We start from the raw sequence: 24,362 nt of genomic DNA, 5'->3' as shown, positions 1-24,362 counted from the left end.
TCGTAGATACGGGAAGTGTGGTTTGGATCGGGAAACCGGGGTGGATGGTTTTGGGACTGCTTCGCAGTCCAGCGGGGATAAATCCCCTCGCCACAGGGTTCTTTTCACTGCGAGTCTTGTGGTTCTGGGACTGCTTCGCAGTCCAGCGGGGATAAATCCCCTCGCCACAGGGTTCTTTTCACCGAGAGTCTTGTGCTGGATCAGGTAGTACCGGCGCGATCGGCTAGAATGGCCGCCTTGTGTTTGCCGAGCCTGCCATGAAAGCCGAAATGCCCCACGCCCAACTCGACTGGGACGACCAGGGACGCCCACGTTCGCGGGTGTTCGATGACGTGTATTTTTCCGATCAGTCGGGGCTGGAGGAAACCCGTTACGTGTTTCTTGACCAGAACCGTCTGGCCGAGCGCTTCGCTGCGCTACCGGCGGATGGTCGGCTGGTCATTGGCGAAACCGGCTTCGGCACCGGGCTGAATTTTCTCTGCGCCTGGCAGTTGTTCGAACAGCACGCGGTGGCCGGCGCGCGTTTGCATTTTGTCAGCGTCGAGAAGTACCCGCTGGCGCCTGCGGATCTGCGCCGGGCCTTGGCACTGTGGCCGGAACTCAAGCCGTTGGCCGATCAGTTGCTCAAGCACTACGTGGCGATTCATCAAGGCTTTCAGCGCATTACTTTGGCCGAAGGTCGAGTGACGCTGACCTTGCTCATCGGCGATGCGCTGGAGCAACTGCCGCAACTCGATGCGCAGATCGACGCGTGGTTTCTCGACGGTTTCGCTCCGGCGAAAAATCCGGACATGTGGACCGCTGAGCTGTTCGTCGAACTGGCGCGCCTGGCCGCACCGGGATCGACTATCAGCACCTTCACCAGCACCGGTTGGGTCCGGCGTCTGCTCAACGCTGCCGGGTTCAAGATGAAGCGCACACCGGGCATCGGCCACAAGTGGGAAATCCTGCGTGGCGAATTTCTCGGCTGGCCCGCCGAGGTGGCGGCGCCCATACCGGCGAAAACCTGGTTCGCCCGCCCTGCTCCGTTGCGCGGTGAGCGCCGGGCGCTGGTGATCGGCGCCGGTCTGGCCGGCTGCGCGACGGCGTCGAGTCTGGCGGCGCGCGGCTGGCAGGTGAGTCTGCTGGAGCGCCACGCGGCGGTGGCGCAGGAAGCTTCGGGGAATCCGCAAGGCGTGCTCTATCTCAAGTTGTCCGCCCATGGCACGGCGTTGTCGCAGTTGATTGTCAGTGGCTTCGGTTACACCCGGCGCCTGCTGGAAAGCCTGCAACGCGGCAGCGACTGGGATGACTGCGGCGTGCTGCAATTGGCGTTCAATGCCAAGGAAGCCGAGCGCCACGGGCAACTGGCGGCGGCGTTTCCTGAAGATCTCTTGCAGTGGCTGGAACAACCCGAAGCGCAGGCTCGCGCCGGTGTCGGCGTGGCCCACGGCGGTTTGTTCTACCCCGAAGGCGGCTGGGTGCATCCGCCGGCACTGTGTCAGGCCCAGGCGATGCACGCCAACATTGAATTGCTCAGCCATCACGAAGCTTTGGAACTGCGCAAAGTCGCTGACCAGTGGCAAGCGTTCGACGGCGAGCGTTTGCTCGCCAGTGCGCCGGTGGTGATCCTGGCCGGAGCTGCCGAAATCAAACGTTTTGCCCAGAGTGCCGAATTGCCGCTCAAGCGCATTCGCGGGCAGATCACGCGTTTGCCTGAAACCGCAGACAGTCGTGCGCTGGCCACCGTGGTGTGCGCCGAAGGCTACGTCGCCCCGGCGCGTCTGGGCGCGCACACCCTGGGCGCGAGTTTCGACTTCAACAGCGACGACCTGACGCCCACGACTGCCGAGCACCAAGGCAATCTGGCGATGCTCGAAGAGATTTCCAGCGACCTGCTGAGCCGTCTGAACATCAGCGAGCAGCCAATTGAGAACCTTGAGGGCCGCGCAGCCTATCGCTGCACCAGCCCCGATTACCTGCCGATTGTCGGCCCGCTCGCTGATCTGCAAACCTTCAATCAAACCTACGCTGCGTTGAGCAAAGACGCCCGACAAGTGCCGGACCTCGCCTGCCCGTGGCTCGACGGTCTGTACGTCAACAGCGGCCACGGTTCTCGCGGGCTGATCACCGCGCCGCTGTCCGGCGAACTGCTCGCCGCGTGGCTGGACAACGAGCCGCTGCCGTTGCCGCGCAGCGTGGCCGAAGCGTGCCATCCCAACCGGTTTGCCTTGCGCAAACTGATTCGCGGCAAGTGAATATCAGATGTCCGGCATCACACAGAGGCCGAGGTCCATCAGGCGTATGGACTCTTCGGTCAGGCGCTTGATCACTGCCTCTTGTGCCTGCTCCTTTTCAAGCTGGAGGGCATTCGCCTGACTCACATAGTCGGCACTGAGCAGGGTGTCCGCCTGCTCATCGAGAGCACTCATGCGCGGCGCGAACGATTCATCGATCATTGAAAATTTGCGCGTAAACGTACGCTTCAGATAATCACGCCAGAACGTTCGCTCCTGCATGTATTTCAGCCATTGCGGGGAAAGTTCGGCAGTCATCACGCGATTCCTGGCGACCTCAAGATCAGCGGCTGTCACGCCACTCTGGGCATCGAACAGCATACCTTTCGGTTGACCGCGCAGCCCCAGCTCATCGGTCAGACCGATGCGATAAGCAAGGTTCATTTCCAGTGCATCGACCTTCGGCGCCCGGAGCGAATGCTCCAAGGCAATTTCTTCCAGCTTGTCCAGCCTGAACAGACTGCGGCCCAGTTCCAGCAGAGCTTTGGCAGTGACCTTGCGGCCGCTTGCCGCGCTGGTTACCCGCTCGACTTCCACCTCGACTTCCAGGCGACTGAACACCAGCGTTGCGTTGTCGGTGCAATGAAGCGGATCGGCAGCCGTGTCGAGCACTTGTTCACACAGCGGCCCGTCAGCTTCGGCCGCCTTCAGTACCGCCCAGACGCGTCGCTGCAATTCGGCGCTGGCCTTTTTCCCGTCCGCGGTATCGCCCAGTTGCGCCAGCACGGTGAACAAGCCATCGGCCTTCGGCTCGTTTCGCAATGCCGTCCAGATCCGCGTCTGTTCTGCCCACTCCTCGCCACTGTTCTTGGTCAACCAGAGCGAGCGGGCGTGTTGCTCGTTCATCCTGGCGATGTCATCGGGGAGGTAGTCCATACCGATGCCGAAATTATCGCGATAGTTTTCCAGATGCGTTTTGCTGCGTTCGGAAAAAGGATTCAGTCCCAGCTTGAGTGCGCTGGTGAAATGGCGTGTTTTCTGGAATAACCAGTCGGGCAGCTCTTTGATTTTATTCCCGGTCAGGTTCATCAATTCAATGTGGACGGAATTGGACAGGCCTTCTGGCAGTTCCGTGATGCCGGTGTCTTGCAGGGACAAGCGGCGCAGTTGCGTCATTTGACTGAAATCCGGGGTGGCGCCCAACGGATTCTTGTCCAGATTCAGGTAGCGCAACGTGCTCAGGTTGTTCAGCTTCGCCAGGGTCTGTTCGGTCAGCTTGAGCTGATTGTTTGCTAGGCTCAGCCGTTGCAGACGCGGCATGTGCGACAACACTTCAGGCAGCCGGGTGATCGTGTTGCTGCCCAGTTCCAGTAGCTCTAGCTGTTTGAAGGACTTGAGGAAGTACGCCACATCATCCCCCAGCGCCATGTTGCGCATCGACAATTGCTCTATGTGGTCAAAGCTCACCGACGGCGGCAATGTTGGCACCTTACCGATGCGCATGCCGTCAAGGTTGAGGGTACAGAGGCTTTTTCCCTCTTCGTTGGTGGCCCAATGAAAGCGTCGAAATCCTTCTTCGATCAACTCGGCGGCGATTTTCCGACTGTGCCGCGCTTCGGCCAGATCGCCACCCATGGCTTTCAGGGCCGCGGCATCTTCGCTCCAGACAAACAGCGCGTCACGCAGGGTTTGCAGATCCTGACGCAGGGCTTTGATGCGGGTCGCACGGCTCAACGGATCATCGCCCAGCTCATCGAGCAATTGGCTGAGCTGCTGCTGATTCAAGCGTGGATACAGTTTGCGCGCCTTGCGCAGCAGCGCCCGCGAATGCTCCGTCCCGGCAGCCTGATCGCTCTGCATGCAGGCCGGCTCGGCAAGCCGAGGCTCAAACGTGCCGCGAACCAATGTCTGCGCCGTCTCCTCGCGTTCATCCAGCGCCGCATCGAGCAATTTGCTGCGCAAGCGCACCGTGTCGGCCTGCGCAGACTCGCCCAACCCGGCGGCCGTCCGCTGACGCAACGGCAGCGCTTTGAGAATCGCGCTGTACAGATCCCCCGGCGCTGCTGCCACTTTGCCAAGTGACTTGCCGTCGCCACTGAACGCCTCGTAACCGGCAGCAGACTTCACCAGCGAGCAGGTATTTTCGGGTTTCGCAGAGGCATCGCCGATGGCTTCCAGGATTGGCCCGGCAAGTGTCTTGTCACGCACTTGCAAGCGCAATTGTGCATCCCAGCCGCTCATTCGTGGCAGCAACTGAATGGCCAGTTTGTCGGTATCGACATTGGCCAGGCGTGGCCAATGCAAACCTGCCAGAGCACGATCGAGTCGCACTGCGTTAATGTTTTGCCTGACGCGTTGCCCCATCCGTAACGGCACCTGCCCGGTCTCGCGCAGATGCAATCGTTCGATACTCGGCGCGCGCTCGATCAGCCGCTGCCCATGGCGCGTCGTAATGGCGGCAAAGACCTTGCGCAACTTCAGCACATCGTCCGCCTCGCTCCGGTCATAACGCTGATACATACGCTCAAGCACCGCCCGATGATCCGTCTTCAGCGCCGCGCCGAGCTTTTTCGCCAGCGCCGACTCTTCCAGACTGGCGGCGGTTTTACTGCCGAGCAGAGCATCGACTTCGTTCTGGTACAGGCCATCAATGACCGTTCGCAGCAACTGCCCCGCCGCCAGTTGTTCACGGCTGACTACCACGCTCAGAGCTTCGTCGGGCTCGCGGGTCAATGGATAAGTTGCCTCGACGCTGCCATCGGCGTTGGTCACCTCGATGTAGCGGTCGGTTGGCCAGCCCTTGAGCTTGGGCAATGCGTGCAATTGCTCGTCGGCGGGCTGGCCGGAATGTACTTCGCCGGCCTGCAGTTCGCGGGTTAGCTGGCGCAGTTGACGGGAGAGACGCACGCGTTCCACCGTGTCGCGCAGACGCTCCGGCAACGCCAGGTTATCGTTGAACGCCTGGAGCAATTGGTCATGACTGGTGCCACTGAGCCGACGCATGTTATCGAGGTCGCTGTCGCTGAATTCGCTCAGGTGCGGGTCGATGCGTTTGAGTGCGTACGCAGAACTGCCCCACTCCTCGGGCTCTTCGCCAGGAATGCGCCAGCCGCCCTCAACGTGTCGGGCCAACTCCGGGGCATAGGCGTCAGCGCGACTGGCATGCTCCAGACGCCACAGGCTGGCATCGGCATCGTAACTGCCGGCAAAGAATCGATGATCGACACGCCCAAGGGTTTTGCGGCCCACCTGATAAAACTCCTTGGAGCTGGCATCAATGGTGAATCCCGCCGGGAGTGAATGCTCATAGGCAACGAGATCGGGCTTCCACAAACGTGCCTTGCCTGCGTGATTGAGGATGGCCCGAAATTGCCCGAAGAACTCCGGGTGCGAGCGCAGCAGTTTGCCGCCCAGCGTGCCCAACGCCTTCTGCCCGCCGGCAAACGCCGTCATCAACGCGATGTTCTCCACCACGCTGAGCAGGTGCGAAAGCGCTTGCTGATGATCGCCACGCTGCCAGTCTTCGACCCCTTCAAACACTTCGCCGAGCAATTGCCCGACCGCAACGCCCATCATCAGCTGGCCAAGGACCGGCACAAACATGCCCGCCACTGACGCAATGGTCACGCCCAACTGGAGAAAATCCAGCAGACGTTTCTGGCGTGCGTCCTCATCGATATCTGCCGTCGGCACTGCCAGTTTGCGCGCATCGATCTGTAATTTGCCGACGTGACTCTGCACCATGAAATCAAAAAGCGGGACACTCATCGACAGTTGCCTGATGAGGCCCAACTCGCCTTTTTCCTCGAACGTTTTGAAGAAATCGGCCTTGTCATCCTCATCAAGGCATCGACCGAAATAATCCTTGTAGTCCGGTTTGCGCAGTTGTTGCGTGAGATAGTTTTTGAAGGCATTGAAGCTCGGATATTCGTACAACGCCCTCTCGGGCTCGCCCGCCATGTAGACCAGGCAACCATCCTCGGGATGCTCCTGCACCGAGCGCGCGCAGAACACCACGACGCCCCACACGCAGCTGTCCAGTATCTCGATGCCCTGCATGATCATCGGGTCGTTGCCGTGGCGCAGGGTTGCCGACGCCACGCCCTGGGCGTCAATCAGATCCTGCAGCATGCGCAATCCCTGCGGAGTGATATCAGCCTTGAGCGCGGCCAGATGAGCGTCGAGCTGCAACAGGCTTTTTTTCATCGCGCCAATGTCGCGGGTCAGGACACTGCTGGTCACGACTTTGCCGTCGGCATCGCGCAGGCCGAAGACTTGCTGGAAATGTTGCTGATATTTCTTGCCCAGGTCGAGCGTGCGGCACAACGCGGCGAACGCCTGCGGTGTCAGGCCCTGCACTCCCGCAGGCGCACTGGCAATGCGCACGACACTGCCGGACGGGAAACCATCGGCTTGCTCCTCGTCTTCAGTGAAGTTCTGCATCGCCGCCTGCAGCAGGGTTTGCGCGGCGTGTTTTACAACATCGATACCCGCCTGGTTGGTCGCCGTCGCGTCGCAGCCGCAATCGTCACCCGGCAGACTGAGCACATCCTGTTCGACGTCATAGACCGCCGGCCATTTGGCGTTCAACGCAGCGGTGAGTTCTGTTTTGCAGAAACTGCGCAACGATTGCAATCCGGCCAGATCCTTGGCCATTTTGAGCTGCAGGCGATGCAGCTCGCGAGCGGTCTGATCCAGCGTCGCCAGCGTGTCGGTCGAAGCCTTGAGCAAATAAGGCGGCAGACTTTTCTCCAGGGCCTCGGCCGTGTCGAGGTCTGCGGTGGCTTCCAGCAGCGTGCCGAGCACTGAAGATGGAGCAAGGTTTTGTTTCTGTTGCTGCACTGACATGGCAATAGTCCTTTATTGCTGTTGGGGCTTTCGACCTTAGCGATGGTGTGAATGAATTGATAATGGAAAAAACTGCTGGCAAATGCCGCAAACACACGCAGTTTTTCGGCCTATAAAACAGCCCGCTACCGCCCCGCAAAAAAAACCGGCTAACGCTGCCAGGGCGCCCTCTAGCACCGACCTGCAGAGGCCGTAGCGCCGCGCTTATAACTTATCGATCTAAAACTCCGCCTACCGTGACAGGTCAGTTTCTGAGTACCCGCACTTTTCGCGTGGTACGGCTTGACCTTCCCCAACGGAAAAACCGGTAAGGACTTTATGTGCGGATTAGCTGGCGAGTTACGTTTTGATCAACAACCTGCAGACCTTGCAGCGATCGAGAGAATCACCCATCACCTGGCCCCTCGCGGCCCTGACGCGTGGGGCTTCCATGCCCAAGGGCCGATTGCCCTGGGTCATCGACGCCTGAAAATCATGGACCTGTCGGACGGCTCGGCGCAGCCGATGATCGACAGCCAACTGGGCCTGTCCCTGGCGTTCAACGGTGCGATCTACAACTTCCCGGAACTGCGCGCAGAGCTTGAAGCACTGGGTTATGCCTTCTATTCGGGTGGCGACACCGAAGTGCTGCTCAAGGGTTATCACGCCTGGGGCGAGGGATTGCTGCCGAAGCTCAACGGCATGTTCGCCTTCGCCATTTGGGAACGCGATGCCAAGCGCCTGTTCATCGCCCGTGACCGTCTCGGCGTGAAGCCGCTTTACCTGTCGCGTACTGGCCAACGCCTGCGCTTCGCCTCGGCACTGCCGGCGCTGCTCAAGGGCGGCGACATCAACCCGATCCTCGATCCGGTTGCGCTCAATCACTATCTGAACTTCCACGCGGTGGTGCCTGCGCCGCGCACCTTGCTGGCCGGTATCGAAAAACTGCCGCCGGCCACCTGGATGCGCGTTGAGGCCGATGGCCGCACCGAGCAGAAAACCTGGTGGACCCTGCCCTACGGCCCGAATGAAGACGAGAAAAACCTCAATCTGGAAGACTGGGTCGATCGCGTCCTCGACAGCACCCGCGAAGCGGTGGCGATTCGTCAGCGTGCGGCAGTGGATGTCGGTGTGTTGCTTTCGGGCGGTGTCGATTCGAGCATGCTCGTCGGCCTGTTGCGCGAAGTCGGCGTAGAAAATCTGTCGACCTTCTCCATCGGTTTCCAGGATGCCGGCGGCGAGCGCGGCGACGAGTTCCAGTACTCGGACCTGATCGCCAAGCACTACGGCACCCGCCACCATCAGTTGCGCATCGACGAGAAAGAAATCATCGAGCAACTGCCCGCCGCCTTCCGCGCAATGAGCGAACCGATGGTCAGCCACGACTGCATCGCGTTCTATCTGTTGTCCCGCGAAGTGGCCAAGCACTGCAAAGTGGTGCAGAGCGGCCAAGGCGCGGACGAACTGTTTGCCGGTTACCACTGGTATCCGCAGGTCGACGGCGCGGCGGATCCTTATGCGGCCTATCGCGATGCATTCTTCGATCGCAGCTACGACGACTACGCGGCGACTGTGCAGCCGAAATGGCTGGTCGACCACGATGCGGCGGGCGACTTCGTCAAACAGCACTTTGCCCAGCTCGGCGCCGAGGCTGCCGTGGACAAGGCGCTGCGCCTGGACAGCACGGTGATGCTGGTCGATGACCCGGTCAAACGCGTCGACAACATGACCATGGCCTGGGGCCTGGAAGCGCGTACGCCGTTTCTCGACTATCGACTGGTCGAACTGTCGGCTCGCGTTCCGGGCAAATTCAAGCTGCCCGATGGCGGCAAGCAAGTGCTGAAAGAAGCTGCGCGCCGGGTCATTCCAAGCGAAGTGATCGACCGCAAGAAAGGCTATTTCCCGGTGCCGGGTCTCAAGCACTTGCAGGGCGACACACTCAATTGGGTGCGCGAGCTGCTGCTGGATCCGAGCCAGGATCGCGGCCTGTTCAACCCGAGCATGCTCGACAAGCTTTTGACTGACCCGCAAGGCCAACTGACCCCATTGCGCGGCTCGAAACTGTGGCAACTGGCGGCCCTGAACCTGTGGCTCAGTGAACAAGGAATCTGATTGATGAAACCCCATGCCACGTCCATCAACCAACGCCTGTTGCGTGGTCAGGCCCCCTCGTATGAACGTTTGCAGGCGCGCCTGGCCGAAGACGGCAGCGAGCCTGCCAGCGCCCCGATTGCCGTGCATTGCGGTTGGGGCCGGCTGCTGATCGGTCACACCTTTCCCGATCCGGCGTCACTGGCGCAGGAGCTGCTCAACGAGCAACCCGGCGAGCGCGATATCGCCCTGTATGTTGCCGCACCGCAGCAGATTCTCGGCCTTGAGCCGACGCAGCTGTTTCTCGACCCATCCGACACCCTGCGTTTGTGGTTCAGCGATTACCGGCAGGCCACGCGAGTGTTTCGCGGCTTCCGCATTCGTCGTGCGCAGAGCGAAACCGACTGGCAAGGCATCAACCGTTTGTACCAGGCACGCGGCATGTTGCCGATCGATCAGGAGCTGCTCACGCCACATCATCAGGGCGGCCCGGTGTACTGGCTGGCGGAAGACGAAGACAGCGGCGCGGTGATCGGCAGTGTCATGGGCCTCAATCATGAAAAAGCCTTCAACGATCCGGAACATGGCAGCAGCCTCTGGTGCTTGGCGGTCGACCCGCATTGCTCGCGCCCCGGCGTCGGCGAAGTGCTGGTGCGGCATCTGGTCGAGCACTTCATGAGTCGTGGTCTGGCTTATCTGGATCTGTCGGTGCTGCACGACAACCGTCAGGCGAAAAACCTTTACGCCAAACTGGGTTTCCGCAACCTGCCGACCTTCGCCATCAAGCGCAAGAACGGCATCAACCAGCCGCTGTTTCTCGGCCCGGGCCCGGAGGCGAATTTCAATCCTTACGCGCGGATCATCGTCGAAGAAGCGCATCGACGCGGTATCGACGTGCAAGTCGATGACGCCGACGCCGGGCTGTTCACCCTCAGCCATGGCGGCCGTCGCGTGCGCTGCCGCGAGTCGCTGAGCGATCTGACCAGTGCGATCAGCATGACCCTGTGCCAGGACAAAAGTCTGACCCACAAGGTGCTCAAGGCCGCAGGCCTGAAACTGCCGGCGCAGCAACTGGCGGGCAATGCCGACGACAACCTGGCCTTCCTCGATGAGCACCAACGGGTGGTGGTCAAGCCTCTCGATGGCGAACAGGGCCAAGGCGTCGCGGTGGATCTGCGCACCATCGAAGAAGTGCAGAAGGCTATCGAAACCGCCAAGCAGTTTGACAGTCGCGTGCTGCTGGAGAGCTTCCACGAAGGCCTTGATCTGCGCATTGTGGTAATCGGTTTTGAAGTGGTGGCGGCGGCGATTCGCAAGCCCGCCGAAGTGGTCGGCGATGGTCAGCATTCGATCGGTGCGCTGATCGAAGCACAGAGCCGCCGCCGGCAAGCCGCCACCAGTGGCGAAAGCAAGATTCCGCTGGACCACGAAACCCAACGCACGCTGCATGCTGCCGGTTACGACTACAGCAGCATCCTGCCGGCCGGCGAGCATCTGTTCGTGCGGCGCACGGCCAACCTGCACACCGGCGGGACGCTGGAAGACGTGACCGACATTCTTCATCCAACGCTGGTCGACGCGGCAGTGCGTGCGGCGCGGGCGCTGGATATTCCGATGGTCGGGCTCGATCTGATGGTGCCGGCGGCGGATCAGCCCGAGTACGTGTTCATCGAAGCCAACGAACGCGCCGGCCTCGCCAACCATGAACCGCAGCCGACGGCGGAGCGCTTTGTCGATCTGTTGTTTCCGCATAGTCAGCCGGCTGTCTCTTGAACCATCGTTGTTCCGGCTGACGCCTTCGCGAGCAGGCTCGCTCCCACAGGGGGAATGCATTCCAAATGTGGGAGCGAGCCTGCTCGCGAAGAGGCCCTGAACGTCACCACCAATTTTCCTCATCGAAACCATCGGTGTGCACAACCCATCAGGAGTTTCCATGACCATGACCACACAAATCCCTGAACCGGATCTGGCTTACCTGCAAAAAGTCCTGCTGGAAATGCTCGCCATTCCCAGCCCGACCGGTTTCACCGACACCATCGTGCGCTACGTCGCCGAGCGTCTTGAAGAGCTGGGCATTCCGTTCGAAATGACCCGGCGCGGCACCATTCGCGCGACGTTGAAGGGTAAAAAGAGCAGCCCTGACCGCGCGGTGTCTGCGCACCTGGATACCATCGGCGCTGCTGTGCGTGCGGTGAAAGACAACGGTCGCCTGACCCTCGCCCCGGTCGGTTGCTGGTCGAGCCGCTTTGCCGAGGGCAGCCGGGTCAGCCTGTTTACCGACACCGGGGTGATTCGCGGCAGCGTGCTGCCGCTGATGGCGTCCGGGCACGCCTTCAACACCCAGGTCGATGAAATGCCGATCAGCTGGGACCATGTCGAGTTGCGGCTGGACGCCTACTGCACGACCAAGGCCGATTGCGAGTCGCTGGGCATTCATGTCGGCGACGTGGTGGCCTTCGATCCGCTGCCGGAGTTCACCGAAAGCGGCCATATCAGCGCCCGCCACCTTGACGACAAGGCCGGCGTTGCCGCATTGCTCGCTGCTCTGAAGGCGATTGTCGACAGCGGCCAGGAACTGAACATCGATTGCCATCCACTGTTCACCATCACCGAGGAAACCGGCAGCGGTGCAGCGGCGGCATTGCCTTGGGACGTCAGCGAGTTTGTCGGCATCGACATCGCACCGGTCGCCCCCGGCCAGCACTCGAGCGAACACGCCGTGAGCGTGGCGATGCAGGATTCGGGCGGGCCGTATGACTATCACCTGTCGCGGCATCTGTTGCGTCTGGCCGATGAACACGAATTGCCGGTGCGCCGTGACATGTTCCGCTATTACTTCAGCGATGCGCACTCGGCGGTCACCGCCGGCCACGATATTCGCACTGCCCTGCTTGCTTTCGGCTGCGATGCCACCCACGGCTACGAGCGTACGCACATCGACAGTCTGGCGGCGCTCAGCCGCTTGCTCGGCGCGTATATTCTCAGCCCGCCGGTGTTTGCCAGCGATGCGGCGCCGGCCAATGCTTCACTGGATCGCTTCAGCCATCAGATTGAGCATGACACGCAGATGGAAAGCGAAACCCGCGTGCCGCCGGTGGACAGTCTGGTTGGGCAGCGTTCTGACAGTTGAGCCTTCGGTGAACAGATAACCGCCTTCGCGAGCAGGCTCGCTCCCACAGGGGATCGCTTTCAAATGTGGGAGCGAGCCTGCTCGCGAATGGGCCGGCAAGACCGATACAGAACTGGCAGACGAAACCCAATCCCCGTAGCATCCCGACATTGATTTGACCGAGGTGCCCATGCTCATTCCCCACGACGCGCTTGAAGTCGACACCCTCACCCGCCTGATCGAGGATTTCGTCACCCGCGACGGTACCGACAACGGCGATGACACCCCGCTGGAAACCCGCGTCCTGCGCGTGCGTCAGGCACTGACCAAAGGCCAGGCATTGATCGTGTTCGACCCGGAAAGCGAACAGTGCCAGCTGATGCTCAAGCACGACGTACCCAAGCATCTGTTCGACTGAAACCGTCAGCCAGCCTTCGCCGCGGCCTCCTTGCGCTTGATCCGGTCATAGACCTCGGCGCGGTGTACATGGACCTTTTTCGGCGCCTCGACGCCGAAGCGCACGCTGGAGCCGTTGACCGACAGAACACGCAGGGTGATGTCGTCTCCGATTGAAATCAACTCACCGACCACACGGCTGAGTACAAGCATGGGATTCATCCTTCAGGACTGGCAAACCCTGAAGATGCGCGGCTTACAGCGTCTTCACAATCCACGACGAGCAAATCAGTCTTGCCCTACAGCTGCCCACGCCCAGAGCTGTCAGACGCTTCGCACAAAAGCCTCAGGCGGCGGAAAAGCGCGGCCCGAACAGAATGATGCTGGCACCGACCACGCACAGAGCCATGCCAATCCAGTCCGAGCCCAGCGGACGCACCCGCTCGACCACCGCCAGCCAGCCAATCGAAGCAACGATGTAGATCCCGCCGTACGCGGCATAGGCGCGCCCGGCGTAGGCCGCTTCAACACGGGTCAGCAACAGCGCGAACAGGGTCAGGCTGAGCAACGCGGGAATCACCCACAACGCACTCTTGCCCTGGCGCAGCCACATGTAGAAGGCAAAACAGCCGGCGATTTCAAACAGCGCCGCAAGGAAGAACCACAAGTAATTGAGCATGGAGGCGTCTCGACAGGGTGACCGTGGCGGCCACCCTAACGACGCGGCAGGAATCGAACAAGATCAAGCGTTGTTTTGTTTGGCCTTGGCGCGCATTTTCTCGGCCATGGAAGTCATTTCGTTGTAGAGCAGTTGCGGATTCTTCTGTTTGAGCGCCCAGGCCATGCGCCCTTGTTCGTGAGGCAGAATCAGGAATTCGCCGGCGGCGACTTGCTGGTAGATGTAGTCAGCGATGTCGGCGGCACTGATCGGCGAACTTTCCAGCAACTTGCCGACCTGGGCTTTCATGGCCGGAGTCGGGCCACGGAAAGAATCGAGCAAGTTGGTCTGGAAGAACGATGGGCAAACCACATGCACCGCCACTTCCTGCTGTGCCAGTTCGATCAGCAGACTTTCCGACAACGCCACCACGCCGGCCTTGGCCACGTTGTAGTTACTCATTGCCGGGCCTTGCATCAACGCGGCCATGGAGGCGATGTTGATGATCTTGCCCTTGCTCTGTTCCAGCAGCGGCAGGAACGCCTTGCAGCCCTTGACCACACCCATCAGGTTGATCGCGATCTGCCAGTCCCAGTCTTCCAGCGACAACTCGCTGAAGAATCCGCCCGAGGCGACGCCGGCATTGTTGACGATGATGTCGATGCCGCCGAGCTTCTCTTCGCAGGCCTGGGCGAAGGCGGTGAGCTGGCTGTAATCGCGCACGTCGCAGCGCTGGATGAAGCCGTCACCGCCCGCCTCGCGCACCAGTTTCAGGGTTTCCTGCAGGCCGGGTTCACTGACATCGGACAAGGCCAGCCGCCAGCCTTCACGGGCCCAGCGCAGGGCGATTTCGCGACCCAGGCCTGAGCCTGCACCAGTGATCATCATGCGATTTTGCATAGCGGACAGCCTTGTTGTTCCGGGAGAGATGCGCCGAGTGTAGCGAAGGAACTTCGTTCACCCACGCTCCATCCAGTTGCTGAATGGAGGATCAAAAGATTCCAGCCGTCATCGTTCCGGTTGGTCTCATGCAGGAGCTGACGAGTGCAACGAGGCTGCGATCTTTTTGCTGGAAAGGAAATAACCGAGCAATCCAAATACATTAAAAAAACATTGAATTATTTTTCACCGGCGCAAGTCGGAACATGTAAGCCGGCTGGAATTTAGTTGCTCTCCAGCTGCCCACTGAGCATCAAGACTCTTCCAGACTCTGAACAAGGAAATCACCCATGGGCACAATTCTAATCATCATCCTGATCCTGTTGCTGATCGGTGGTCTGCCGGTCTTCCCGCACTCCAGAAGTTGGGGTTATGGCCCGTCGGGTATTATCGGCGTGGTGTTGGTCGTGCTGCTGGTGCTGTTGTTACTCGGCAAGATATGACGATTTGAAGCTGTAAAAAAAGAGGCCCTTTTGCAAGGGCCTCTTTTTTATTGCGTGGACTTTAAGGAGTGATCAGTCCGGCTTGCCGTGAATGACACCGGCGGTGTTATCGAGCAAGCTCTTGGTTGCGGTTTGCAGGAACGCTTCAAGTTTGAGTTTGAGTTCGGCAGTGCGCGGCGCGTCCGGTACAACTTCGGCGTGCGGGTTGGCGCCCAGCTGATATTTCCAGATTTTCGGGCCCATGTCCTTGTCACGCGGCAGCACCAGAATCTCATCGGCGGTGACGATGGCGGTGGTCTGCTCGCTGCCCGAAGGCTTGATCACGCCAAAACCGGTGTCGCCCTGCGGCAGGTTGAGCAGGTCGCGGCCCCAGCACTGGTGACGCACTTCGCCACCGAGGCGGCCCATGATGGTCGGCACGATGTCGATCTGCGTACCCACGGTGTGGTCGCGGGTACCGAACTTCTGCTGGATGCCCGGGGCAATCATCAGCATCGGCACGTTGAAGCGACCCAGGTCCATTTCGGTGATCTGGCGCTCGTTGCCGAAGCCGTGGTCGCCGACGATGACGAACAGGGTTTCGTTGAAGTACTTCTCTTTGCGCGCCTTCTCGAAGAACTGGCCGAGCGCCCAATCGGAATAGCGCATGGCGGTCAGGTGTTCGTTGAGGCTGCCACGGTCAGTGACGCGCTCGACCGGCAATGGCGTCGGCAAGGCGTACGGCGTGTGGTTGGACAGGGTTTGCAGCAGCGCGTAAAACGGCTTGCCGTTTTCCCGCGCCTTCAGTTCCTGCAGGCCACGATCGAACATGTCCTGGTCGGACACGCCCCAGGTCGGATCGGAGAACACCGGATTAACGAAGTCGTTGCGGCCAACGAAGTTGGTCATGCCCTGGTTGCTGAAGAAGCCCGACTGGTTATCCCAGGCGAAGTCGCCGTTGTAGACGTAGACATCGTCATAGTCGCGGGCGCTGAGCAGCTGCGGCAGGCCGGACAGTTTGTGGCTGCCTTCCGGGGTCTGCATCAGGTATTCGAAACCTGGCAGGTTGGGGAAGCAGGCCATGGTCGCGAACATGCCCTGATGGGTGTGGGTGCCGTTGGAGAAGAAACGGTCGAACAGCAGACCTTCCTTCGACAGCTTGTCCAGGTACGGGGTGATATTGCCCGGCGCGCCCAAAGCACCGACCGAGTGACCGGCCATGCTTTCCATCAGGATCACCACGACGTTCTTGATCGGCAGGGTCTTGTCGGCCGGCGGCATGTAGTCGCGGCGAACAGCGGCGATGTCGGCATCGACCAGTTTGTCGTCCGGCATCAGCAGCATGTCGCGCACCACTTGCTGCGCCTGTTCCTGCGGCAGGGTGGCTTTCCAGATGTTGTCGCGGTCTTCGCCCATGCGCGCCTTGGCTGCGGCGACCAGCGACAGCGTGCCGTTGAGGCCGAGCTGGTTGGCGAAGTTGGAATCGGTGGTGTAGACGTCACCCCAGCGCATCGGCGGGCCCTGACGCAGGGTGCCGCGAGCGGCGACCACGCAGATCAGCAGGCAAACCACGAACACCGCCAGGCGGGTGTACCACGGCGCAACCTGACGGGAGCTGACGCTGCCGCCGCTGAACGGTCCGCGCGGGCGGGTGGCGCGGTCGGCGCCTTTGAACGCCAGGGTCAGAATGACCGTGCCGATTACCCATGCCAGCAAGTAGCGCACCACCGGGAAACCGTACCAGAGCATGCTCATTACGGTTTTCGGGTCTTCCTTCACGTACTGGAACACCAGACCATTGAGGCGCTGGTGAAACTCGCGGTAGAAGTCCATCTCCATCAGGCCGAGGAACAGCGCGATGCTCGACGCGACGGTCAGCCACAGACGGAAGAAACCGCGCGCGGCCATGGCCCGGGCACTGAACAGTGCCAGCACCAGCGGAATGCACAGGTACACCACCAGGCGCAGGTCGAAACGCAGACCGTTGACGAACGCTTCAAGGAAGGTCGCGGCTGGGGTGTCGAGGATCATCTCGCGGTTGTAGACCAGCAGCGCAAGGCGCAGCGCGGAAAACATGACCATCATGACCAGTGCGCACAGCAGCGTGTAGGCCAGATGCGATTTGACGGTCGGTTGCAGCAGGCGAGCAGAAGATCGCTGCTGATTCAGGGCGTCCGGGTTTGCCATGTCGTTTTAGGACCCATTGGAAGTTGAAGTTGCAAAAATACAGCGGCGCCAGGCCCTCTATTGGTCAGTCCAGACCCCGGGGCGTGCGCGGTGCGCAAATGTTGCACGATCGTTCACACCATTGCCATTGATTACTGCCCTGCTCTTCGAGACTTTAATTCGAAGGGTTGGCAGCGCTATGGCAGGCAACAAGTGCGGGCGAATTGTCTTGGAGACTTTGTGAAAATTTCGTGCAACGCATATCTGGAAATACAATTTAGAGACAAAACAAAACGCCCCGAACCGGTCGGGGCGTTTTGCTTACAGCGAATTGACTATTTCTCGGCGCGTTCTTTCAGCGCTTTCAGGGTGTTGAATGGCGCATCCACCACAAACTTGTTGGCGACCATGGCCGGCACGCTACCGCCCGGCTCGGTGTGCACCTGATAAGTCACTTCAACCTGATCGCCCTTAGGCACGAACTTCCAGAAGCCTTTGACCTGCTGAACCCGCACGAAACCTTTTTCTTCCGGCAGATAGGTCGGTACGCCTTCAAGATTACGGGTCAGGCTGCCATCGGCGCCCTCAACGGTGGTGATCTTCAGCACCGAATCACGCGGGGTCACCGGCCACGGCGTGTTGAATTGCGAATAGGTCCAGCTCAGATCGCCTTCGTGCTTGAGCAGTTTCTGGCTCTTGCACTCGTGAATCCACGCGCAGGCGCCAGAGACGTCTTCCTGCAAGGCGCGCAGTTTGGCAACGGTGGTTTTCATCAGCGCGACGCCTTGGTAGGACTTGTAGTCCGAACCGGGTATTTCGCTCAGGGAAACCTTGATGCCGTCTTCGTTCTTGGCCACTTTCCAGTCTTCTGCCTGGGCGACCGAAGTGGCAAGTACGGCAGTCAGACCACACAACACAGCGATACGGTGCAGCGAACCCATAGTGTTATTCCTTATTGTTGAAGTTCCGTTCGTGAACACATCACGCCGCCGTCATCTGCTCCCACCAGCCGATCAATCTGATCGCTTCTTCCGAACTGCTGCCGCATACCTCGACATCCGCAGCGAAGCCCGAGCACACAGCCGGACGTTCCGGACGGCCGAAAATGCTGCACAGGTTATCGACCGACAGTTGCACGCAACGTTCGCCGGCGGGCTTGCCATCGGGCATGCCGGGAATCGGCGAACTGATGGAGGGGGCAATGCAGCAAGCGCCACAGCCTTCACGGCATTTCATGACGAACAGATCCTCGCGACGGGCGATGTGTAAAGAGACGGGAAACAGAGTAACCGCTAAAACGACTGTTTCAAATTGCTACAAGCGGCTTTTCAACGATAAGTGAAAGTGACCGGGCAGTCTCCGACGAAGCGCCTGCTCTGGGCGTCGCAGAGGGCTGCATCTATTGCTTGAATTCGAAATCCAGCGCCGCACCTTCCACATCGCGTCGCGCTTCGTTGCGCAGTTGCAACTGCATTTCGTTGCTGAGCAAACGGCCGTTGAGCTGGAAGCCGTTATCTTTCTCGCCAAACATCTGCGGCAGGATGGCCTCGCGTTTGGGCAGCTCAACGGTGCCCTGGGGCTTCAACTCTTCAACCATATCCTTGGGCAGGCTGAGATCGAGTTTTGCCGGCGGCAATTTGGTCTTGGCCACTTCGCTGGCGGGTTTCGATTTCGAAGCAACCGGGCGGCGCTTCTTCACCGTGACGTTTTTTTTCGCCTGGGCTTTTTTTGCCGGAGCCGCGGTTTTGGTGGCTTTGTTCGTGGTACTGGTCGCTGCCGGTTTTTCCTGGGCTGCGGCCGCCAGGACACCCGGCGCCTGGCCGATCATCAGCAAACCCAGCAGTACCCACGCGGCAGGAACAATCGCTTTCATGGACCCAACGAACTAACGGCAGAGGGCCACATGCTCGCCTGTTGTGCGTCACATGACAAGCCTCAGCGCCCTCCCCGTTCAGAATCCGCCAGCGGTTTCCTGACACAGTTGGGTGGCCAACAGACCCAGCGTCATCAGCGCCCGCTCCGCTTCGCGGTTCCACGGAATGCCGCAGTTAAGGCGGATGCAGTGGTTGAACTGCTCGGTATTACTGAAGATCAGCCCCGGCGCGATGCTGATGCCTTGTTGCAGCGCGCGGACATGCAATTCCTGAGTATTGACCCGCCCCGGCAAGCTCACCCAGAGGATGAAACCGCCCGTAGGCCGGGACATTTGCGTGCCCTCGGGGAAGTGCTGCTGCACCGCCAGCTGGAACGCGCTGAGGTTTTTCCGGTACTCCTGACGGATGTAGCGTAAATGCCGGTCATAACCGCCGTTTTCCAGATACGCGGCAATCGCCATCTGCGTAACGCTGCACGCCGAATGGGTGCTGAAGGTTTGCAGGCGCTGGATTTCCTGTTGGTATTTGCCGGCGATCATCCAGCCGATGCGCACACCCGGTGATAGGGTTTTGGAGAAGCTCGAGCAGTAGATCACCCGATCCAGGCGGTCGTAGGCTTTCAGCGCTTTGGTGCGGCCCTGCTCGAACATCAGTTCGCCGTAGATATCGTCTTCGACAATCTGAATGTCGAAATCCGAGGCCAGACGCAACAACTGTTTCTGCCTCTCTTCCGGCATGGTTCCGCCGAGGGGGTTGCTCAGGCGCGTGGTCAGCACCAGCGCCTTGATCGACCATTGGTTGGCGGCCAGTTGCAAGGCCTCCAGGCTCATGCCGGTGGCGGGATCGCTGGGGATTTCGATGACTTTCAGGCCGAGCAGATCGGCCAGTTGCAGCAGGCCGTAATAGGTCGGCGATTCGGCAGCGATCAGATCGCCCGGCCGGGTCAGCACGCGCAACGACATCTGCAAGGCGTCGACACAGCCGTGGGTGATCACCACTTCCGACGGATCGACAACCACGCCAGCGTCACGCATGCGGATCGCCACTTGCCGGCGCAGCGGTTCGAAGCCGGGGCTGAACATGTAGCTGAACGCCCGAGGGCTGTGGAAGCGGGTGACCTTGGCCAGTTGCTGATGCAGCGCGCGCACCGGCAGATAATCGACACTCGGCACCGCAGCGCCCAGCGGAAACACGCCTTCGCGGCGGGATTCGACCAATACCTGTTGAATGATGCTGCTGCGCGTCACCAGCCCCGGCCGTTCGACCCGGGCAATGTCCGGCGTCGGCGCGGTCAGCGCCGGGGTCTGGTGTACGTAGTAACCCGACTGCGGCCGGGCGCGGATCAGGCCCTGATCTTCAAGGTTGGCATACGCCTGCAACACCGTCGCATGGCTGACGTTGAGCTGCGAACTCATCTTGCGCACCGAAGGCACGCGCTCCCCCGGTTGATAGACACCACGGCGGATGTCTTCGGCCAGTTGCTGAGCAATACGTTGGTAGAGCAAGAGATTGGTCATGACGCAGCACTCGATTTCACGGGCATTTTATTCTTGTCTGAAACAATACCGGAACAGTTTAGAAGTGTACTGGGACAGTTGCCAGATTACTCGACCTTACAGTGCGGTGTCTGCCCCATCTGTACGGTTTTGCGCGGCAATCGACAGACACAAAAAAGCCCGGCACTGCATGACAGTCCGGGCTTTCCAGAGACGCAGCCCTCAGCGGGCGGCGCCGAGCTGGCCTTTTTCGTCAGAGAACACGATTTCTACGCGGCGGTTCTGCGCCCGGCCACGCTCGGAGGCGTTGGCATCGACCGGGAACTGGTCGCCGTAACCTTCGACCTGAATGCGTTTTTCGTCGATACCCAGATCGACCAGCACGTCAGCCACCGATTGCGCACGATCGCGGGACAGTTTGAGGTTTTCCTGTCTGCCACCGGTGCTGTCGGTGTAACCCTCGATGCGCACAACGCGCTTGGGATTCAGTTGCAGGAACTGGACGATCTTCAGTACGACGCGGTTGGCCGAGTTTTTCAGTTCAGCCTGGCCGGTGTCGAACAACACGTCGCCGAGGGTCATCACCAGACCCCGATCGGTCTGAGTGGTGGCCAGCGCCACGATCTGTTCCTCCAGCCACTTGCCCTGCTGCTGCACGCTGAGCAGTTTCGACTCGCGCAGAGCCAGTTGCAGTCGCTGGCGCTCAAGCTCGAGCTTGGCTGCGCGCTCCTCGTTGAGCGCCTGATTGGTGTGCTCGCGGGCGATTTCGCTGTAGCGCTGGCTCAGGTAGGCGTAATGCACCACGTCGGCACCGCTGCCCCAATAGGTCGACAGCCGATCGGCGCGGGCCAGGGACTCACCGGCGCGGATCACGTCTTTCGGCGCGATGCGCAGCACATTGGAATCTTCCTTGACCTTCTGGAAATCAGCGCCGGCCTGTTGCAGCGCAGCCTCGCTGTGCTGGCCGGCGCAGCCGTAGAGGCTGGCGCAACCGGCAAGAAGCAGAATGCCGAGAGCATTGGACTTGAGGCTCATTGTGCTTCCCCCAGTTGCAGCTGCTTGCGCAGGCGGACAATGCGGGTATTGAGCACATTCAGCTGTTCTTCACTTTTTTTCGTCAGCACCTTGGCCTCGGCCAGACGTGCATCCAGTTCGGCCTGCTCGGCACGCATGCGCGCGTTGCGATAGGACTCGTCGGCCATGCTGCCTTTGGCGCGGTTGTATTTTGTTTCGGCCAGTTGCATTTCCGGCACTTCGTCAGCGGTGGCGCCGACTGCCTTGGCCTGCACGATGGCTTGTTCGGTCAAACGCATTTGTTCACTGGGTGCCGGATCGGATGCGCACCCGGCCAGGGCCAGAACGGCCACAGCCGCGAAAAGAGGTCGAATACTCACTAAGAATCCCTACTGTTTTGGGGCACTGACAGGTAGTGGCGGCTGTTGCTGTTGCGCCTTCCAGCGCTCGATGTTGCGTTGCAACGCGGCTTCCGTCAGTCCGGACGCGGGCAATTCTGTCATCTTTTTGGCGAGCTGTCCGCGCAACCACGGATCGTTGCAGGCCGAGTTATGCGAAACCGCGAGGAACAGACCCGGGCGATCAATGGGTTGCTCGAACGCCAGCAGATCGCTGGTCATGCCCAATGTCTGCGCGGCGGCAAGGCCTGAGTAACGTCCGGCGAGGACATATTCCACCTCGCCCAACAGCAACTTCTGTAGTGCCTCGGTAAGGTTTGCTGTGCGGGTCAGGGTCAGATTCTGCTCGGCGAAAGTGCCGAATGCCTGGGTCATCCGCGACTTTTCCGACACCGCGCCGGCATGGCCTTTCAGGTCGCTGGACTCGGCATAGGTCAGCGTCGAGCCTTTGCGGGTCCACACTAGGTAGTCGTTTTCCAGCAGTGGCGGATGAATGAAGTCGAAGTTCTCCAGCTCATTCACGGTCAGCGGCGCGTCGGCCAGCATGTCCATGCGCCCGCTGCGCACTTCATCGAGGGCCTGTGAGCGTTTGCCGGCATACAGCAGGTCGACTTTGATGCCCAGATCCTTGGCCACTTGCTGCAACAGATCGGCACTGGCGCCGATCAAGCGCTTGGGGTTTTGCGGGTCCTGCCACAAGTACGGCGGCGCGTCAGGGCTGCCGGTGACGACCAGGCGCTCGCACTTGCCAGCGGCCATGGCCAAACCTGGCAACAGCACCAATCCCAACAACCATCCGCAGCGCAGATCCATGGCAAAACGCTCCCGCTTGAAATTCGAAACAAAAAAAAGCCCGACCAACAGGCCGGGCTCTTTATAAGTGAAGCCGCCGGATTAGACCAGCTTCTCCAGCTCAGGTACTGCTTCGAACAGATCCGCCACGAGACCGTAATCGGCCACTTGGAAGATCGGCGCTTCTTCGTCCTTGTTGATCGCAACGATCACTTTGGAGTCTTTCATGCCGGCCAGATGCTGGATCGCGCCGGAGATACCGACGGCGATGTACAGCTGTGGCGCAACGATCTTGCCGGTCTGACCGACCTGCATGTCGTTCGGTACGAAACCTGCGTCGACCGCAGCGCGCGAAGCGCCAACAGCAGCGCCGAGCTTGTCGGCCAGCGCGTACAGGTGTTTGAAGTTGTCACCGTTCTGCATGCCGCGACCGCCGGAAACGACGATCTTGGCAGCGGTCAGCTCAGGACGGTCGGACTTGGCCAGCTCTTCGCTGACGAAGCTCGAAGTACCGGCGTCGTGCGCAGCGCCAACGGCTTCAACGGCAGCCGAACCACCTTCAGCAGCAACCGGATCGAAACCGGTGGCACGCACGGTGATCACTTTGATCGCGGCGGTCGATTGCACGGTAGCGATGGCGTTACCGGCGTAGATCGGGCGCTTGAAAGTGTCAGCGCTTTCGACCGAAATGATCTCGGAGATCTGGTCAACGTCCAGCGCAGCAGCAACGCGCGGCAGGATGTTTTTGCCGTTGGAAGTGGCGGCAGCCAGGATGTGGCTGTAATTCTTGCCCAACTCTGCAACCAGAGGAGCAACGTTTTCCGGCAGCTGATGCGCGTAAGCGGCGTTGTCAGCATTCAGGACTTTGCTCACGCCAGCGATTTTAGCCGCGGCTTCGGCCACCGGGCCTGCGCCCTGACCTGCTACCAGAACGTGGATGTCGCCGCCGATTTTGGCAGCAGCGGCCACGGTGTTCAGCGTGGCCGGGGCCAGCACTTTGTTGTCGTGTTCAGCAATAACCAAGATAGTCATTTAGATTACCTTCGCTTCGTTCTTGAGTTTTTCAACCAGTTCAGCCACCGACTTGACCTTGATGCCCGCGCTGCGTGCAGCCGGCGCTTCGACTTTCAGGGTCTTGTTGGTGGAGGCGGTGGAAACGCCCAAAGCGTCCGGAGTCAGCACTTCGAGAGGCTTCTTCTTGGCTTTCATGATGTTTGGCAGGGACGCGTAGCGCGGCTCGTTCAAACGCAGGTCGGTGGTGACGATGGCTGGCAGTTTCAGCGAAACGGTCTGCGCGCCGCCGTCGATTTCGCGGGTCACGGCAACGCTGTCGCCGGAGACTTCGACTTTCGAAGCGAAGGTGCCCTGACCGTAGCCGCTCAGTGCCGCGAGCATCTGGCCGGTCTGGTTGTTGTCGCTGTCGATCGCCTGTTTGCCGAGGATCACCAGCTGCGGCTGTTCCTTGTCGACGACAGCCTTGAGCAGCTTGGCCACGGCCAGCGAGGTCAGGTCTTCAGCGGATTCGACGAGGATGGCGCGATCGGCACCCAGAGCCAGTGCGGTACGCAGCTGCTCCTGAGCGGTGGTCGGGCCGATGGAGACGACGACGATTTCAGTCGCAACGCCCTTCTCTTTCAGGCGTACGGCTTCTTCCACGGCGATTTCGCAGAATGGGTTCATCGACATCTTGACGTTGGCGAGGTCGACGCCGGAATTGTCCGCCTTGACGCGGACCTTGACGTTGTAATCCACAACGCGTTTGACAGCTACAAGAACCTTCATGGATTCCTCGTTACTCTCCGGTGAAAAGAAAGTCGCCTAGGCGAACCTGGCGGATGATGCTCATCGGGCGACAAGGGCACCTCTAAAAACGCCGGCTTGAATGTGAGGTGATTCACTTCGCGAAGGGAGGTGACCGTTCGTCAGGGGTGACTGTCGGGTCATTCATTCTTACGCTGTGTAAA

Annotated in this window: 20 protein-coding genes; 6 read left to right on the top strand and 14 right to left on the bottom strand. The window is 60.3% G+C overall.

The window, feature by feature from the left end:
• The first annotated feature begins 257 nt into the window (after positions 1 to 257).
• Positions 258 to 2,237 carry a bifunctional tRNA (5-methylaminomethyl-2-thiouridine)(34)-methyltransferase MnmC2/FAD-dependent 5-carboxymethylaminomethyl-2-thiouridine(34) oxidoreductase MnmC1 gene (gene mnmC / locus JWU58_RS08430; protein ID WP_206421749.1) on the top strand — a complete coding sequence of 660 codons (1,980 nt, stop codon included), beginning with the start codon at positions 258 to 260 and terminating at the stop codon, positions 2,235 to 2,237.
• Positions 2,238 to 2,240: 3 nt separating this feature from the next.
• Here the strand turns inward: mnmC and JWU58_RS08425 are convergent, their stop codons facing one another.
• A complete protein-coding gene (locus JWU58_RS08425; RefSeq protein WP_206421748.1) occupies positions 2,241 to 7,064 on the bottom strand; it encodes an NEL-type E3 ubiquitin ligase domain-containing protein in 4,824 nt (1,607 codons plus the stop codon).
• A gap of 318 nt (positions 7,065 to 7,382) precedes the next feature.
• Here JWU58_RS08425 and JWU58_RS08420 point away from each other — a divergent pair, with 318 nt between their 5' ends.
• The 4 genes from JWU58_RS08420 to JWU58_RS08405 all read left to right on the top strand — a co-directional run bounded on the left by JWU58_RS08420 (position 7,383) and on the right by JWU58_RS08405 (position 12,661).
• Entirely contained in the window at positions 7,383 to 9,155 is a 1,773-nt protein-coding gene (locus JWU58_RS08420) for an N-acetylglutaminylglutamine amidotransferase (protein ID WP_206421747.1), read from the top strand.
• A gap of 3 nt (positions 9,156 to 9,158) precedes the next feature.
• Positions 9,159 to 10,907, top strand: a complete 1,749-nt coding sequence (gene ngg, locus JWU58_RS08415) for an N-acetylglutaminylglutamine synthetase (RefSeq protein WP_206421746.1) — start codon at positions 9,159 to 9,161, stop codon at positions 10,905 to 10,907.
• A 166-nt stretch (positions 10,908 to 11,073) separates the two neighbouring features.
• Positions 11,074 to 12,264, top strand: coding sequence for an osmoprotectant NAGGN system M42 family peptidase (locus JWU58_RS08410; protein ID WP_024013890.1), 1,191 nt, complete (start codon positions 11,074 to 11,076; stop codon positions 12,262 to 12,264).
• Between the two features lie 169 nt (positions 12,265 to 12,433).
• Positions 12,434 to 12,661 (top strand): YheU family protein, encoded by a 228-nt coding sequence (locus JWU58_RS08405; protein WP_003172962.1) that lies wholly within the window; start codon positions 12,434 to 12,436, stop codon positions 12,659 to 12,661.
• Between the two features lie 5 nt (positions 12,662 to 12,666).
• On the opposite strand, the gene csrA is transcribed toward JWU58_RS08405, so the two are convergent.
• From csrA to JWU58_RS08390, 3 genes are all read right to left on the bottom strand, one after another.
• Complete coding sequence (csrA, locus tag JWU58_RS08400; RefSeq protein WP_024013891.1) at positions 12,667 to 12,852, bottom strand: carbon storage regulator CsrA; 186 nt, start codon at positions 12,850 to 12,852, stop codon at positions 12,667 to 12,669.
• A 133-nt stretch (positions 12,853 to 12,985) separates the two neighbouring features.
• Positions 12,986 to 13,318 (bottom strand): YnfA family protein, encoded by a 333-nt coding sequence (locus JWU58_RS08395; RefSeq protein ID WP_016770946.1) that lies wholly within the window; start codon positions 13,316 to 13,318, stop codon positions 12,986 to 12,988.
• A gap of 63 nt (positions 13,319 to 13,381) precedes the next feature.
• On the bottom strand, positions 13,382 to 14,197 hold the full coding sequence (locus tag JWU58_RS08390) for an SDR family oxidoreductase (protein WP_125926386.1): 816 nt from the start codon (positions 14,195 to 14,197) through the stop codon (positions 13,382 to 13,384).
• A 329-nt stretch (positions 14,198 to 14,526) separates the two neighbouring features.
• Here JWU58_RS08390 and JWU58_RS08385 point away from each other — a divergent pair, with 329 nt between their 5' ends.
• Positions 14,527 to 14,679: a DUF3309 family protein gene (locus JWU58_RS08385; RefSeq protein ID WP_003183939.1), complete on the top strand. Its 153-nt coding sequence runs from the start codon at positions 14,527 to 14,529 to the stop codon at positions 14,677 to 14,679.
• Between the two features lie 72 nt (positions 14,680 to 14,751).
• Here the strand turns inward: JWU58_RS08385 and JWU58_RS08380 are convergent, their stop codons facing one another.
• The 10 genes from JWU58_RS08380 to JWU58_RS08335 form a co-directional block, all read right to left on the bottom strand.
• Positions 14,752 to 16,845, bottom strand: a complete 2,094-nt coding sequence (locus JWU58_RS08380; protein ID WP_016770948.1) for an LTA synthase family protein — start codon at positions 16,843 to 16,845, stop codon at positions 14,752 to 14,754.
• Between the two features lie 314 nt (positions 16,846 to 17,159).
• Positions 17,160 to 17,765 (bottom strand): START domain-containing protein, encoded by a 606-nt coding sequence (locus tag JWU58_RS08375; protein ID WP_016770733.1) that lies wholly within the window; start codon positions 17,763 to 17,765, stop codon positions 17,160 to 17,162.
• 40 nt (positions 17,766 to 17,805) lie between these two features.
• Positions 17,806 to 18,060, bottom strand: a complete 255-nt coding sequence (locus JWU58_RS08370; protein ID WP_016770949.1) for a YkgJ family cysteine cluster protein — start codon at positions 18,058 to 18,060, stop codon at positions 17,806 to 17,808.
• Positions 18,061 to 18,223: 163 nt separating this feature from the next.
• The gene (locus JWU58_RS08365) at positions 18,224 to 18,697 is read right to left on the bottom strand and encodes a translation initiation factor 2 (protein ID WP_123443583.1); all 474 of its coding nucleotides are present in this window, start codon (positions 18,695 to 18,697) and stop codon (positions 18,224 to 18,226) included.
• Between the two features lie 78 nt (positions 18,698 to 18,775).
• Complete coding sequence (locus JWU58_RS08360; protein ID WP_024013893.1) at positions 18,776 to 20,215, bottom strand: aminotransferase-like domain-containing protein; 1,440 nt, start codon at positions 20,213 to 20,215, stop codon at positions 18,776 to 18,778.
• A gap of 201 nt (positions 20,216 to 20,416) precedes the next feature.
• Positions 20,417 to 21,229 (bottom strand): OmpA family protein, encoded by an 813-nt coding sequence (locus JWU58_RS08355; protein ID WP_024013894.1) that lies wholly within the window; start codon positions 21,227 to 21,229, stop codon positions 20,417 to 20,419.
• Positions 21,226 to 21,588, bottom strand: a complete 363-nt coding sequence (locus tag JWU58_RS08350; protein WP_038860459.1) for a DUF4398 domain-containing protein — start codon at positions 21,586 to 21,588, stop codon at positions 21,226 to 21,228. The genes JWU58_RS08355 and JWU58_RS08350 overlap by 4 nt, the downstream gene beginning before the upstream one ends.
• Before the next feature lie 9 nt (positions 21,589 to 21,597).
• Positions 21,598 to 22,419, bottom strand: coding sequence for a substrate-binding periplasmic protein (locus JWU58_RS08345; protein WP_206421745.1), 822 nt, complete (start codon positions 22,417 to 22,419; stop codon positions 21,598 to 21,600).
• An 81-nt stretch (positions 22,420 to 22,500) separates the two neighbouring features.
• Positions 22,501 to 23,430 (bottom strand): electron transfer flavoprotein subunit alpha/FixB family protein, encoded by a 930-nt coding sequence (locus tag JWU58_RS08340; protein WP_056788298.1) that lies wholly within the window; start codon positions 23,428 to 23,430, stop codon positions 22,501 to 22,503.
• On the bottom strand, positions 23,431 to 24,180 hold the full coding sequence (locus JWU58_RS08335) for an electron transfer flavoprotein subunit beta/FixA family protein (protein WP_007908338.1): 750 nt from the start codon (positions 24,178 to 24,180) through the stop codon (positions 23,431 to 23,433). It abuts the gene before it with no gap.
• Positions 24,181 to 24,362: the final 182 nt, after the last annotated feature.

The sequence above is a fragment of the Pseudomonas atacamensis genome (assembly GCF_017167965.1).
Taxonomy (GTDB): domain Bacteria; phylum Pseudomonadota; class Gammaproteobacteria; order Pseudomonadales; family Pseudomonadaceae; genus Aquipseudomonas; species Aquipseudomonas atacamensis.
The sequence above is the reverse complement of the archived record's forward strand: the minus strand, read 5'-3'. Positions and strand labels throughout refer to the sequence as shown.

Coding starts and splice junctions, on each gene's coding strand:
- csrA (WP_024013891.1), bottom strand. CDS start 12,852: ATGCTTGTACTCAGCCGTGTGGTCGGTGAGTTGATTTCAATCGGAGAC.
- JWU58_RS08365 (WP_123443583.1), bottom strand. CDS start 18,697: ATGAAAGCGATTGTTCCTGCCGCGTGGGTACTGCTGGGTTTGCTGATG.
- JWU58_RS08345 (WP_206421745.1), bottom strand. CDS start 22,419: ATGGATCTGCGCTGCGGATGGTTGTTGGGATTGGTGCTGTTGCCAGGT.
- mnmC (WP_206421749.1), top strand. CDS start 258: ATGAAAGCCGAAATGCCCCACGCCCAACTCGACTGGGACGACCAGGGA.
- JWU58_RS08395 (WP_016770946.1), bottom strand. CDS start 13,318: ATGCTCAATTACTTGTGGTTCTTCCTTGCGGCGCTGTTTGAAATCGCC.
- JWU58_RS08370 (WP_016770949.1), bottom strand. CDS start 18,060: ATGAAATGCCGTGAAGGCTGTGGCGCTTGCTGCATTGCCCCCTCCATC.
- JWU58_RS08420 (WP_206421747.1), top strand. CDS start 7,383: ATGTGCGGATTAGCTGGCGAGTTACGTTTTGATCAACAACCTGCAGAC.
- JWU58_RS08355 (WP_024013894.1), bottom strand. CDS start 21,229: ATGAGCCTCAAGTCCAATGCTCTCGGCATTCTGCTTCTTGCCGGTTGC.
- JWU58_RS08375 (WP_016770733.1), bottom strand. CDS start 17,765: ATGGGTTCGCTGCACCGTATCGCTGTGTTGTGTGGTCTGACTGCCGTA.
- JWU58_RS08335 (WP_007908338.1), bottom strand. CDS start 24,180: ATGAAGGTTCTTGTAGCTGTCAAACGCGTTGTGGATTACAACGTCAAG.
- JWU58_RS08425 (WP_206421748.1), bottom strand. CDS start 7,064: ATGTCAGTGCAGCAACAGAAACAAAACCTTGCTCCATCTTCAGTGCTC.
- JWU58_RS08410 (WP_024013890.1), top strand. CDS start 11,074: ATGACCACACAAATCCCTGAACCGGATCTGGCTTACCTGCAAAAAGTC.
- JWU58_RS08360 (WP_024013893.1), bottom strand. CDS start 20,215: ATGACCAATCTCTTGCTCTACCAACGTATTGCTCAGCAACTGGCCGAA.
- ngg (WP_206421746.1), top strand. CDS start 9,159: ATGAAACCCCATGCCACGTCCATCAACCAACGCCTGTTGCGTGGTCAG.
- JWU58_RS08340 (WP_056788298.1), bottom strand. CDS start 23,430: ATGACTATCTTGGTTATTGCTGAACACGACAACAAAGTGCTGGCCCCG.
- JWU58_RS08405 (WP_003172962.1), top strand. CDS start 12,434: ATGCTCATTCCCCACGACGCGCTTGAAGTCGACACCCTCACCCGCCTG.
- JWU58_RS08385 (WP_003183939.1), top strand. CDS start 14,527: ATGGGCACAATTCTAATCATCATCCTGATCCTGTTGCTGATCGGTGGT.
- JWU58_RS08390 (WP_125926386.1), bottom strand. CDS start 14,197: ATGCAAAATCGCATGATGATCACTGGTGCAGGCTCAGGCCTGGGTCGC.
- JWU58_RS08380 (WP_016770948.1), bottom strand. CDS start 16,845: ATGGCAAACCCGGACGCCCTGAATCAGCAGCGATCTTCTGCTCGCCTG.